Genomic DNA, 11,475 nt, shown 5'->3' on the forward strand with positions numbered 1-11,475 from the left:
TCCAACATGAACGCGTTATCGTTAACGTCTTTCGCGAGCAAGCTCGCTCCTACAGGCGAACGCACGTCAGACGTGAATTTTCCAGGAGGACAGCATGCGCACGATTCTTTTCAGCAGCCAGACTTACGACCGCGACAGTTTTCTAGCGGCTGACCTGCCCCCCGGCATCGAGCTGCACTTTCAATCGGCCCGACTGAGCCTCGATACGGTGGCGTTGGCTGCGCATCACGAAGTGGTTTGCGCCTTCATCAATGATGACCTCAGCGCACCCGTGCTCGAACGCCTGGCCGCTGGCGGCACGCGCCTGATCGCCCTGCGCTCGGCCGGTTACAACCATGTTGACCTGGCGGTGGCAAAGCGCCTGGGGCTGGCGATTGTTCGGGTTCCGGCCTATTCACCGCACGCCGTGGCCGAACATGCGGTGGCGCTGATCCTGGCACTCAACCGCCGTCTGCATCGCGCCTACAATCGCACCCGCGAAGGGGATTTCAGCCTCCATGGGTTGACTGGCTTCGACCTGGCAGGCAAAACCGTCGGCGTGGTGGGCACCGGCCAGATCGGCGCCACATTCGCGAAAATAATGAATGGATTCGGCTGCAGGTTGCTGGCTTATGACCCCTGCCCCAACCCGCAAGTCGAGGCCCTTGGCGCTCGTTACCTGAGCCTGCCGGAACTGCTGGCCGAGTCGCAGATCATCAGCCTGCACTGCCCGCTCAATGAACAGAGCAAACACTTGATCAACCGCGAGTCACTGGCGCACATGCAGCCCGGCGCGATGTTGATCAACACCGGGCGTGGCGGTCTGGTGGACACACCGGCGCTGATTGACGCGTTGAAGGATGGCCAATTGGGTTATCTGGGACTGGATGTGTATGAAGAGGAGGCGCAACTGTTCTTCGAGGACCGTTCCGACTTGCCGCTGCAGGACGATGTGCTGGCGCGACTGCTGACCTTTCCAAACGTGATCGTGACAGCTCACCAGGCGTTCCTGACCCGCGAAGCGCTGGGCGCCATTGCCACGACCACCTTGCAAAACATTGCGGCCTGGGCGGCGGGTGCACCGGCGAATCTGGTCAAGGACGACTGAACCAGATCGAAGGTCATCTGCCCGCGCCATGCTGCGTTGATGTCCGTGCTAGCATGCCGCGCATATTTGGAGGACCCATGGTCGAACACGATTTCCGCTATACCCTGATGAACCCGCAACACACCCTCACCGAATGCCGCGCCCTGGTGCCGGGGCGTTATCAAGTCACCGGCAACGGCGGCTCGATTCGTAATAACGACGTGTTGGTAGTGACCCTTAAAGGCAGCAAGGACTTGTCCATGCGCCTGACCGTCGAAACGGTTCGGCACTTGATCAACCCGCCCGGCCAATGGGTTGCGGTGGCGAGTGGTCCGGTGTTCGGCGAATTGGCAATCCACACCTGGAAAGTCAATTGCGACCGTTGCGCCAAAGAGCTGAGTTTCGAGTTCGCGGTCGACGCCAAGCTGGGTAACAAGGCTGAAAGGCCTGCCGCCAACGTGCGTGTTGCCGAATTGGGCTGGACCACCGTTGGCGAGAAACACCTGTGCCCGAAATGCCAGGAGCCTGCGTGATGAAACACCTCGCTCTGACCGTAATGGTTGGCGCCAGCCTGCTGGGCTGCGCCGCTACGCCTGCGCAGTTGCAACAGAACCGCAGCTACATTCTGGAGTGGATCGGCGAGCGTCCATTGATGGACTACAGCCACCTGACCATCACCCTCGGTGAAGATGGTCGGGCGTATGGCAATGGCGGCTGCAACCACTGGTTTGCGCCGTACACTTTGGAAGGCGGCAAATTGAGCTTCGGCAAGATCGGCAGCACCCGCAAGCTGTGTGCGCCTGCTTTGATGGAACAGGAAAAGCGTTTCTTGCAGGCGCTGGAAAACGTGCAGCGCTGGGACGTTTCACCGATCGACCAGATGCGCTTCTGGCCGGCCGAAGGCAAGCCGTTGCGTTGGTGGCTTGAAGAGGGTTAATGATCACACCACCATTTTGTAGCAGCTGGCGCAGCCTGCGTTCGGCTGCGTAGCAGTCGTGAAACCTGTGCTCGCGGATTACCTGAAACACCGCATCGCCTGATTTCACGACTGCTACGCAGCCGAACGCAGGCTGCGCCAGCTGCTACAGATCGTGTTACGGCTTACAGATTCATCTCAATTCTTCGCCTGCAACGCCTCAAGCTTCGCCATCACCCCCGCCGCCGTCTGTTCGCCCATCAACTGGTCCCGCACCTTGCCTTTGTTATCGATGATGTAGGTCACCGGCAACACCTCGCTGTGCGGCAACTCAAACAGATCGGCCGGATCCTGCGCCAGCACAGTGAACGTAATCCCCAGTTTCTCACTGGCGATTTTTAGTTCGTCACCCTGCACATTGTCGAAGTTGACCCCGAACACACCGATCTTCCTGTCCTTGAGTTGATCGGCCAACGCGTTCAACTGCGGTACTTCTGTCCGGCATGGCCCACACCATTCGGCCCAGTAATTGAGCACCAGCCACTGTTTGTCCAGGCGTTCGGCGGCGACTTTGTGGCCATTCTGATCAGTGCCATAGTCATTGCCACAGCCCCCCAGCATCAACGCCCCGATAATCGCCAATGCCACTGCCAGTCGTCTTGCCATGTCGTGATCCTTGTTCAAATTTGAATGCGCCTGCGACCCATCGCCTCCCAAGGTTCTGGATTGCGCGCTGCCCAGTTAGAATAGCCGTCACTTTCCGCAAGATGCGACCCGCACATGACCGATCTGACGCTTTATCACAATCCGCGCTGCTCGAAATCCCGCGGTGCGCTTGAACTGCTCGAAGCCCGTGGCCTGGCCCCGACCGTGGTCCGCTACCTCGACACCCCGCTGGACACCAGTCAAATCCAGAGCTTGCTGACCAAGCTCGGCATCAGCGCCCGGCAACTGCTGCGTACCGGTGAGGACGAATACAAGACCCTCAACCTGGCCGACGCCAGCCTGAGCGAAGCGCAACTGATCGCGGCCATCGCCGCTCACCCGAAACTCATGGAGCGACCGATTCTTGAAGTCGGCGACAAGGCCATCATCGGCCGGCCGCCGGAGAGTGTGCTGGAGTTGCTACCGTGAGTGCGCCGTACATTCTGGTGTTGTATTACAGCCGCAGCGGCTCGACCAATGAAATGGCCCGGCAGATAGCCCGTGGTGTCGAGCAGGCCGGAATGGAAGCGCGCCTGCGCACGGTGCCGCCGATTTCGACCGAGTGCGAAGCCGTGTCGCCGGATATCCCTGACGAAGGCGCGCTGTACGCCAGCCTCGACGACCTGAAGAATTGCGCAGGCCTGGCCATGGGCAGCCCGACCCGCTTTGGCAATATGGCGGCGCCGCTCAAGTATTTTCTCGACGGTACCAGCAACCTGTGGCTGACCGGCGCGCTGGTGGGCAAGCCCGCCGGCGTGTTCACCTCCACCGCGAGCCTGCACGGCGGCCAGGAAACCACACTGCTGTCGATGATGTTGCCGCTGCTGCACCACGGCATGTTGATCACCGGTCTGCCTTACAGCGAGTCGGCCCTGCTGGAAACCCGTGGCGGCGGCACGCCTTACGGCGCCAGCCATCACGCCGGGGCCGATGGCAAAAGCGGTTTGAATGAACATGAAGTGGCGCTGTGCCGGGCCTTGGGTCTGCGCTTGGCGAAGACTGCGCAACAGTTGGGGAACTGACGTGGCCAAGAAGCCGAAGATTCTGCCCTCCATCGAATGGCTCGAACCCCGGGTTCGGGCGATGCGCGTTATCAGCCTGCTGTGCTTTTTAGCGCTGGTGGGATTGCTCTGCGTCTATTACCTGGTGGTCGCCGACCTGCATGGCGCCCGGCCGTGGGTGATTTTGCTGATCGAACTGGTGCCGCTGCTGTTGCTGGCGCCAGGGATGATTATCGGCAGCGCCCGTGGGCATTCGTGGATGTGTTTTGTGGTGAACCTGTATTTCATCAAGGGCGCATTGGCCGCGTATGACCCGAACCGGCAGTGGTTCGGGCTGCTTGAGATGGGCGCGAGCCTGGCGGTGTTTTGCTCGGCGTTGTTGTATGTGCGGTGGCGGTTTCAGTTGAATCGTAAGTTGGCGGGTGAAGGCGAAACCTCCGTCGCCTGATATACCGCCATCGCGAGCAAGCTCGCTCCCACAGGGGTTTTGTATATACCGCAGCCAATGTGGGAGCGAGCTTGCTCGCGATGCAGGCGACTCGGTCTCAATGATTGACGGTATAAGCCAGCATCATCGAAATCTGGCTCATCGGCCGCCCACCGCTTTGTTCATGCCACTGATTGAACACGCCCTGGACCGTGGCCAGATCGCGCAAACTGGTCGGCACCTTGTCGACAATTTTCTGCGCATTCAACGCCGCTACCACGTCATAGCTCGGCACAAAGGTGTCTTTGCCGACCATCCGCAAGAAGCGCGGCGCCGACAACCCACCCAGTTGATGGCCGCGCTTTTTCAAGTACGTCCACAACCCAACGATATCCGTCACCGGCCAATCGGCGATCAACGCGCCGAAGCTGCCCTTCTCATGCGCCACGTCCAGCACGAACTGCGCATTGCGCGGCACACTTTTGAGCTTGCCCAGGTGGCGGATGATCCGCGCATCCTGCATCAGGCGCTCCAGGTGCTCGGCGCTCATCAGCACGACTTTTTCCGGGTCGAACTTGAAAAACACTTCTTCGAACGCTGGCCATTTCGCATCCACCAGACTGTGCTTGAGCCCGGCACGGAACACGCGCAGGGCCATGGTCGAGAGGTAGCGATCGTCGCTGATCTTGCGCAATTGCGCCGGGGTCTTGGGAACGGGCAGATGGGCTTCCAGTTCAGCCGCCGAACCGAAACGGTTCAGACAGTATTCATGCAGCCACTTGTAATCACGCATGCCCTCTCCTGAGGAATGAAATGAAAAACCTGTGGGAGCGAGCCTGCTCGCTCCCACAGGTTGTTTAGAGATTTACTACGTTGACGAACCGCGACGCGGCGGTTTCGTCGATGCGCAGGTTGGTGAAGTCGAACAGGTTACGGTCCGCCAGTTGCGACGGAATCACGTTCTGCAAGCTGCGGAAAATACTCTCGGTACGGCCCGGGGTCTTGCGCTCCCACTCCTGCAGCATGTCTTTGACCACCTGACGTTGCAGGTTTTCCTGAGAACCACAGAGGTTGCACGGGATGATCGGGAATTGCTTGAGGTCCGAGTAGGCCTGGATGTCTTTTTCGTTGCAGTAGGCCAACGGGCGGATCACCACGTTGCGACCGTCATCGGCGCGCAGTTTCGGCGGCATGGCCTTCAGCGAGCCGTTGAAGAACATGTTGAGGAAGAACGTCTCGACGATATCGTCGCGATGGTGGCCGAGGGCCATTTTGGTCGCGCCGATTTCGTCGGCAAAGGTGTAGAGCGTGCCGCGACGCAAGCGCGAACACAGCGAACAGGTGGTCTTGCCTTCCGGGATCAGCTCCTTGACCACCGAATAGGTGTCTTTCTCGACAATGTGGTACTCGATGCCCAGCCCCTTGAGGTAAGCCGGCAGCACGTCTTCGGGAAAACCTGGCTGCTTCTGGTCCATGTTCACGGCCACGATGTCGAACTTGATCGGAGCGACCTTCTGCAAATGCATCAGCACGTCGAGCATGGTGTAGCTGTCCTTGCCACCCGACAGGCAGACCATGACCTTGTCGCCGTCTTCAATCATGTTGAAATCGGCAATAGCCTCACCGGCCTGGCGGCGAAGGCGCTTTTGCAGTTTGTTCTGGTTGACCGTAAGAGTGCCCATGACGCGAATCCGTGAGGTGTGACGAAAGGTCGGCATTTTACGCAAAAAACACCACGTGGGCGAAGTCCCCCCGCCCCCCAGATCCTGCAGCGATTAGCGCTGTCTTTTACAGCGCGATTTGCTCTAAGCCCTATCACCTGCGCCGGTAAGTCCTTTCTATACTGCGACATAAGGTCGCACACATATCCAGACCTATTACTTACTTGGCCACTTTGGTCCGTAAGCGCTCCACTGGGGGGCGACGGTAAAAACAAGAGGAGTGACTGGCATGATCCATCACGTAGTGGGGCTGTTCACCCACCCTGACCAAGAATGGAAAGAGATTCGTGGCGATCAGGAAGAAAGCATCAGCCACATGTACCTGACGCACACGTTGATTCTGGCGGCGATCCCTGCGGTGTCGGCGTTTATCGGCACCACACAGGTCGGCTGGGTCATTGGGAGCCGAGCGCCGGTCATGTTGACCCAGGAAAGCGCGCTATGGATGACGATCATGTCCTACGTGGCAATGCTCGGTGGTGTCGCGGTGATGGGCGCATTCATCCACTGGATGGCCCGTACTTATGACGCCAATCCAAGCCTGGCACGCTGCGTTGCGTTTGCGACCTATACCGCAACCCCGCTGTTCATTGGCGGCCTTGCGGCACTTTACCCACATATGTGGTTGGGGATGGTCGTCGGGACAGCAGCTATCTGCTACACGGTTTACCTGTTGTATGTGGGGCTGCCGACATTCATGAACATTCCATCTGACGAGGGATTCCTGTTTTCAAGTTCGGTGCTCGCCGTCGGCCTGGTGGTGCTGGTCGCTATCATGGCATTCACGGTTATTGTCTGGGGACTCGGCGTGGGGCCTGTCTATACGAACTAGCAACATTCCACCCAAAAACTAGATCTGCCAACACAGGCCGCCGCAAGGCGGCCTTCTAATTTTTCGGAACCGTATACAGCGACGACCATTCGGCGCCTCGGCGATTCGCAAGGCCCCGGGGTTGCGGCATACTCGACGTCTCTGGAGATCCATCAAGCATGCCCGAGCAACTCAATACCCGCGTCGAAGACTGTTACCTGCAAGCCGAATCATTTTTCAAACGACCTTTCAAACGCCCCGTGGTGAGCCTCAAGCTGCGCGGGCAAAAAGCCGGTGTCGCGCATTTGCACGAGAACCTGCTGCGCTTCAATCCGCAGCTGTACCGGGAAAACTCCGAAGACTTCCTCAAGCAGACCGTAGCCCATGAAGTCGCGCACCTGATCGCCCATCAACTGTTCGGCGACCGTATCCAGCCCCATGGCGAAGAGTGGCAGTTGATCATGCGCGGCGTGTATGAACTGCCGCCCAATCGTTGCCATACCTATGACGTCAAACGTCGCAGGGTGACTCGCTACATCTACAAATGCCCATGCGCCGACAGTGATTTCCCGTTTTCGGCGCAGCGTCATGGTTTGGTGCGGCAGGGACGGCGGTATTTGTGCCGCCGATGCCGCAGCACATTGGTGTTCAGTGGGGAGATGCGGGTCGAGTGATCGGTTTTTGGGTGTTTGATCTGGCCCCATCGCGAGCAAGCTCGCTCCCACACTGGATGTATGTCGCGCCAAAAATCCCCTGTGGGAGCGAGCTTGCTCGCGAAGGGTCCCTAAAACCCACTACACAACCACCTTGGCACGCCGCAATTCTGCAATCCGCTCAGCACTAAACCCCAACTCCCCCAACACCTGATCTGTATGCTCCCCCACCGCCGCACCGGTATGCCGCGGTTCAGGCAACCCAGCAGAAAATTTCAACGGACACGCCATCTGCGCCTGAGTCGTCCCGTCACCCCAGGGCACCTCGGTCACCAACGCCCGCGCCTTCAAATGCGGATGCCTCACCGCCTCGCCTACACTCAACACCGGCTCGACACACGCATCGACCCCGGCAAACAACGTGCACAGTTCGGCAAAGTCATGCCTCTCGAATTCGATTTTCAGCTCATTCTTCAGCGCCTGTTGCTGCTCGGGTTTGGGCGACAAGCCCTGGGCCGCCAGTTCCGGCCGCCCCAACGCCGTGCACAGTTGCTGCATAAATGCCGGCTCCAGGCTGCCCACCGACAACCAGCGCCCATCCCGCGAACGGTAATAGTCGTAGAAACTGCCGCCATTGAGCATCTGCTCTTCCCTGCCCGGCTCCTCGCCACAGGCCAGATACCCTGCGCCAGCCATGGCGTTCAGGCTGAAAGCGCAGTCGGTCATGCTGACGTCCAGGTGCTGCCCCTGCCCGGTGTGCTGCCGGGCGATAACCGCCGCCAACAGGCCGATGACCCCGTGCAACGAGCCACCGGCAATATCCGCCACCTGCATCCCCAAAGGCAGCGGCCCACTGTCGGCGCGGCCGGTGTAGCTCGCCAGCCCCGCGAGCGCCAGGTAGTTGATGTCATGGCCGGCGCGGTCCTTGTAGGGGCCGGTCTGCCCGTAACCGGTGATCGAAACGTAGATCAGCTTCGGATTGATTGCCTTCAAGGCTTCATAGCCCAGGCCCAGTCGCTCCATTACGCCGGGGCGGAACTGCTCCAGCACGATGTCGTGGTCCTTGAGCAACTGCTTGACCACTTCCAGCGCTTCAGGTTGCTTGAGATCCAGCGCGAGGCTGCGCTTGTTGCGATTGAGGTAGGCATGGCTGACGGAGACGCCCCGATCGTGCGGGGGCAGCACTCGCAACAGATCCATGCGGGTCGGTGACTCGATGCGCAAGACCTCGGCGCCCATGTCCGCCAGCAACAACGAGGCGAACGGCCCCGGCAGCAGTGTCGAGAAATCCAGAACCTTGAGTGATGCCAGTGGACCGAGCATGAGCGTTCTCCCTAAACAATGCCCCCAGCCTAGGCAGCCGGCGGCCTCGCAGCAATCACCTTATGCGTCAGATGCGCTGACCGTTGCGCTCGAATCGCAGGCAAAAAAAACCCGCCGAAGCGGGTTTTTTCATGACAGCGAGTGTTACTTGACGTTGCTCGGGGTTGGGCCTTCGGCCACACCCAGGTCGTCTTCAGCGCGCTCGTCGGAAATACCGCGACCGCCGGAAGCCAGTTCCGCATGCATCACGTCAACGTCCAGTTCCTTGACCCACTTGGCTACCACCAGGGTGGCAACCGCGTTACCGACCAGATTGGTCAGCGCACGGGCTTCAGACATGAAACGGTCGATCCCGAGGATCAGCGCCAGACCGGCCACCGGCAAGTGACCCACGGCAGACAGGGTGGCCGCCAGCACAATGAAGCCGCTACCGGTCACGCCAGCAGCGCCTTTGGAGGACAGCAGCAACACCACCAGCAGCGTGATCTGGTGAGTGATGTCCATGTGGGTGTCGGTCGCCTGAGCGATGAACACGGCCGCCATGGTCAGGTAGATCGCCGTACCGTCCAGGTTGAACGAGTAACCGGTCGGGATCACCAGGCCTACCACGGATTTCTTCGCACCCAGACGCTCCATCTTGATCAGCATGCGTGGCAGCACCGATTCCGACGAAGAAGTCCCCAGCACAATCAGCAGTTCTTCACGGATGTAGCGAATCACTTTCAGCACGCTGAAGCCGTGAGCGCGAGCGATAGCGCCCAGCACAACGAGCACGAACACCAGGCAAGTGATGTAGAAGCACGCCATCAACTGACCCAGTTGCACCAGCGAACCAACACCGTACGCACCGATGGTGAACGCCATGGCGCCCAAGGCACCGAGTGGCGCGAGCTTCATGATCATGTTGATGATGTTGAACATCACGTGAGCGAAGCGATCGATGAAGTCCAGGATCGGCTTGCCGTAGGCACCCAGGCGATGCAGGGCGAAACCGAAGATCACCGAGAACATCAGCACTTGAAGGATGTCACCGGTCGCGAACGCGCCGATGATGGTGTTCGGGATGATGTTCAACAGAAAGCCAATGACGCTTTGATCAGCACCGGCTGCGACATACTGAGCGACTTTGGAGGCATCCAGGGTCGTCACGTCGATGTGCATGCCGGCACCCGGTTGCACGACGTTGACCACCACCAGGCCCACCAGCAGGGCGATGGTCGAAACGATTTCGAAGTAGAGCAGCGCGTAACCGCCCGTCTTGCCGACCGATTTCATGCTCTGCATGCCTGCAATACCGCTGACGACGGTGCAGAAGATGATCGGGGCGATGATCATTTTGATCAGCTTGATGAACCCGTCACCCAGCGGCTTGAGGGCCACACCGGTCTGCGGGTAGAAGTGACCGACCAGGATGCCGATGGCGATGGCAACGATCACCTGAAAATACAGGGATTTGTACAGTGGCTGACGAGTCGTCATTGCAAAGTTCCTCAAGAGTGCCCGCCGACAACATCCATCTGTTGTCCCTGACACCTGAATTGCGAACCCTCCTGCACTGGAGGGATTTGTTTTTCGAGCTGCGCGTGGCAAGCATCTGCTCGTTGTATCGCAAGGCCCGTGCCACCTTTGCCGAACTGCCTGCAAGCCTTTCGACATCAAGGGTTACAGCTTATTCCTTGTAACCGACCGGTGACTGCACAGTGGCGGATTTCCGCCTATCCGCCAAAACACCTCCTGCAATTTGGCGGATATCCGCCTTGTTCATCACCAGACACCACGTCTACTATCCGCCATTCAATGGACGGACCTGCCTGCTATGCGCGAACGCACCATCGCCAGTCATTTCGCCCGTGCAGCCCTCGGTGGCGCGCGCCGGCTGGGATACGACTATTCAAATCTTCTGCAACAACTCGGCATCAGTCCCGAATGGCTGGATGAGCCGCGTGCGCGAATTGCCCCTGAGCAGTTCACCCGATTGATCCAGGGGTTGTGGCTGGCGCTCGACGACGAATACCTTGGCTTCGGCCCGGCCCCGAGCAAAACCGGCAGCTTCGCGATGATGTGCCACGCCCTGATCCACTGCCGCAATCTGGATAAAGCGCTCCATCGCGGCTTATTGTTTTATAGCCTATTCCCCGAGGGGCCGCGTCTGGCCCTGACCCGTGAAGAGGAAATGGTCCGCCTCAGCCTGGACGATTCGCAGTTTTGCGACCCCGACCATTTCCTCACCGAAAGCCAGCTGATGGTGTGGCATCGCCTCGCCAGCTGGCTGATCGGCCAGCGAATACGTCTGGAACAGGCCACCTTCAGCTACCCGAAGCCTGAGCATGGCGCCGAATACGATTTGCTGTTTCCTTGCCCGATGGTGTTTTCCGAAGTAAAGAGCACGACGGCGCAGAGCAGCCTGCTGTTTCACCGTCGCTACCTGGACATGCCGTTGTTACAGGATGAGCGGACCCTCAAGCATTTCCTCGAACGCTCGCCCGCCGACCTGTTGGCCCGCCCGGATGACGGCGATAGCCTGAGCAGCCAGTTGCGGCGCCTGCTTAGCCGCGACAGTTCACGCTGGCCGGATCTTGAAGCGGTGGCCGCGCACCTGCACATCAGCCCGCAGACCTTGCGCCGGCATCTGCGGGAAGAGGGTTCAAGTTTTCAGGCGTTGAAGGATCAGTTACGCCGGGACATTGCGATTTATCACTTGGGGCGTGCCGACCTGTCATTGCAACAGATTGCCGAGCAGTTAGGGTTTTCCGAGCCTTCGGCGTTTCACCGGGCGTTCAAGAAGTGGACCGGATTGACGCCAGGGGCTTATCGCGCCCAGGAGAAGTGAGTTTTTTGTGGTGAATTGACTG

The 11,475-nt window shown here is 59.3% G+C and carries 14 protein-coding genes; 9 read left to right on the plus strand and 5 right to left on the minus strand.

Annotated features, from left to right (window positions below):
- Nucleotides 1–94: 94 nt before the first annotated feature.
- From ACM6IR_RS05645 to ACM6IR_RS05655, 3 genes are all read left to right on the plus strand, one after another.
- Nucleotides 95–1,087, plus strand: coding sequence for a 2-hydroxyacid dehydrogenase (locus ACM6IR_RS05645; protein ID WP_414906780.1), 993 nt, complete (start codon nt 95–97; stop codon nt 1,085–1,087).
- A gap of 77 nt (nt 1,088–1,164) precedes the next feature.
- Nucleotides 1,165–1,599 carry a hypothetical protein gene (locus ACM6IR_RS05650; RefSeq protein ID WP_414906781.1) on the plus strand — a complete coding sequence of 145 codons (435 nt, stop codon included), beginning with the start codon at nt 1,165–1,167 and terminating at the stop codon, nt 1,597–1,599.
- Entirely contained in the window at nt 1,599–2,003 is a 405-nt protein-coding gene (locus ACM6IR_RS05655; RefSeq protein WP_414906782.1) for an META domain-containing protein, read from the plus strand. The genes ACM6IR_RS05650 and ACM6IR_RS05655 overlap by 1 nt, the downstream gene beginning before the upstream one ends.
- A gap of 177 nt (nt 2,004–2,180) precedes the next feature.
- On the opposite strand, the gene ACM6IR_RS05660 is transcribed toward ACM6IR_RS05655, so the two are convergent.
- Entirely contained in the window at nt 2,181–2,648 is a 468-nt protein-coding gene (locus tag ACM6IR_RS05660) for a TlpA family protein disulfide reductase (protein ID WP_414906783.1), read from the minus strand.
- Between the two features lie 114 nt (nt 2,649–2,762).
- On the opposite strand from ACM6IR_RS05660, the gene arsC reads away from it, so the two are divergent.
- The 3 genes from arsC to ACM6IR_RS05675 are packed head-to-tail and all read left to right on the plus strand — an operon-like array spanning nt 2,763 to nt 4,136.
- Complete coding sequence (arsC, locus tag ACM6IR_RS05665) at nt 2,763–3,116, plus strand: arsenate reductase (glutaredoxin) (protein ID WP_414906784.1); 354 nt, start codon at nt 2,763–2,765, stop codon at nt 3,114–3,116.
- Nucleotides 3,113–3,709: an NAD(P)H:quinone oxidoreductase gene (gene wrbA, locus ACM6IR_RS05670; protein WP_414906785.1), complete on the plus strand. Its 597-nt coding sequence runs from the start codon at nt 3,113–3,115 to the stop codon at nt 3,707–3,709. Before arsC ends, wrbA begins: the two co-directional genes overlap by 4 nt.
- Nucleotide 3,710: 1 nt before the next feature.
- On the plus strand, nt 3,711–4,136 hold the full coding sequence (locus tag ACM6IR_RS05675; RefSeq protein WP_414906786.1) for a DUF2069 domain-containing protein: 426 nt from the start codon (nt 3,711–3,713) through the stop codon (nt 4,134–4,136).
- Between the two features lie 97 nt (nt 4,137–4,233).
- Here the strand turns inward: ACM6IR_RS05675 and ACM6IR_RS05680 are convergent, their stop codons facing one another.
- Nucleotides 4,234–4,908, minus strand: a complete 675-nt coding sequence (locus ACM6IR_RS05680; protein ID WP_414906787.1) for a DNA-3-methyladenine glycosylase I — start codon at nt 4,906–4,908, stop codon at nt 4,234–4,236.
- Nucleotides 4,909–4,972: 64 nt separating this feature from the next.
- Entirely contained in the window at nt 4,973–5,797 is an 825-nt protein-coding gene (gene ttcA / locus ACM6IR_RS05685; RefSeq protein WP_414906788.1) for a tRNA 2-thiocytidine(32) synthetase TtcA, read from the minus strand.
- Between the two features lie 268 nt (nt 5,798–6,065).
- On the opposite strand from ttcA, the gene ACM6IR_RS05690 reads away from it, so the two are divergent.
- Together ACM6IR_RS05690 and ACM6IR_RS05695 are read left to right on the plus strand one after the other, a co-directional pair.
- Nucleotides 6,066–6,668 (plus strand): Yip1 family protein, encoded by a 603-nt coding sequence (locus tag ACM6IR_RS05690; RefSeq protein WP_150633350.1) that lies wholly within the window; start codon nt 6,066–6,068, stop codon nt 6,666–6,668.
- A gap of 158 nt (nt 6,669–6,826) precedes the next feature.
- Complete coding sequence (locus ACM6IR_RS05695) at nt 6,827–7,321, plus strand: SprT family zinc-dependent metalloprotease (protein ID WP_414906789.1); 495 nt, start codon at nt 6,827–6,829, stop codon at nt 7,319–7,321.
- A 120-nt stretch (nt 7,322–7,441) separates the two neighbouring features.
- Here the strand turns inward: ACM6IR_RS05695 and ACM6IR_RS05700 are convergent, their stop codons facing one another.
- Together ACM6IR_RS05700 and ACM6IR_RS05705 are read right to left on the minus strand one after the other, a co-directional pair.
- A complete protein-coding gene (locus ACM6IR_RS05700; protein ID WP_414906790.1) occupies nt 7,442–8,623 on the minus strand; it encodes a CaiB/BaiF CoA transferase family protein in 1,182 nt (393 codons plus the stop codon).
- Between the two features lie 144 nt (nt 8,624–8,767).
- Nucleotides 8,768–10,102: a dicarboxylate/amino acid:cation symporter gene (locus ACM6IR_RS05705; protein WP_414906791.1), complete on the minus strand. Its 1,335-nt coding sequence runs from the start codon at nt 10,100–10,102 to the stop codon at nt 8,768–8,770.
- 337 nt (nt 10,103–10,439) lie between these two features.
- Here ACM6IR_RS05705 and ACM6IR_RS05710 point away from each other — a divergent pair, with 337 nt between their 5' ends.
- Nucleotides 10,440–11,453 (plus strand): AraC family transcriptional regulator, encoded by a 1,014-nt coding sequence (locus ACM6IR_RS05710; protein ID WP_414906792.1) that lies wholly within the window; start codon nt 10,440–10,442, stop codon nt 11,451–11,453.
- Nucleotides 11,454–11,475 lie beyond the last annotated feature (22 nt).

This window comes from Pseudomonas sp. IT-P253 (genome assembly GCF_949768125.1).
GTDB lineage: Bacteria > Pseudomonadota > Gammaproteobacteria > Pseudomonadales > Pseudomonadaceae > Aquipseudomonas.

Excerpts from the sequence above, each read along its gene's own strand:
- arsC (WP_414906784.1), top strand. The coding sequence starts at position 2,763 with ATGACCGATCTGACGCTTTATCACAATCCGCGCTGCTCGAAATCCCGC.
- ACM6IR_RS05650 (WP_414906781.1), top strand. The coding sequence starts at position 1,165 with ATGGTCGAACACGATTTCCGCTATACCCTGATGAACCCGCAACACACC.
- ACM6IR_RS05660 (WP_414906783.1), bottom strand. The coding sequence starts at position 2,648 with ATGGCAAGACGACTGGCAGTGGCATTGGCGATTATCGGGGCGTTGATG.
- ACM6IR_RS05710 (WP_414906792.1), top strand. The coding sequence starts at position 10,440 with ATGCGCGAACGCACCATCGCCAGTCATTTCGCCCGTGCAGCCCTCGGT.
- ACM6IR_RS05700 (WP_414906790.1), bottom strand. The coding sequence starts at position 8,623 with ATGCTCGGTCCACTGGCATCACTCAAGGTTCTGGATTTCTCGACACTG.
- ACM6IR_RS05695 (WP_414906789.1), top strand. The coding sequence starts at position 6,827 with ATGCCCGAGCAACTCAATACCCGCGTCGAAGACTGTTACCTGCAAGCC.
- ACM6IR_RS05655 (WP_414906782.1), top strand. The coding sequence starts at position 1,599 with ATGAAACACCTCGCTCTGACCGTAATGGTTGGCGCCAGCCTGCTGGGC.
- ttcA (WP_414906788.1), bottom strand. The coding sequence starts at position 5,797 with ATGGGCACTCTTACGGTCAACCAGAACAAACTGCAAAAGCGCCTTCGC.
- ACM6IR_RS05690 (WP_150633350.1), top strand. The coding sequence starts at position 6,066 with ATGATCCATCACGTAGTGGGGCTGTTCACCCACCCTGACCAAGAATGG.
- ACM6IR_RS05680 (WP_414906787.1), bottom strand. The coding sequence starts at position 4,908 with ATGCGTGATTACAAGTGGCTGCATGAATACTGTCTGAACCGTTTCGGT.
- ACM6IR_RS05705 (WP_414906791.1), bottom strand. The coding sequence starts at position 10,102 with ATGACGACTCGTCAGCCACTGTACAAATCCCTGTATTTTCAGGTGATC.
- ACM6IR_RS05645 (WP_414906780.1), top strand. The coding sequence starts at position 95 with ATGCGCACGATTCTTTTCAGCAGCCAGACTTACGACCGCGACAGTTTT.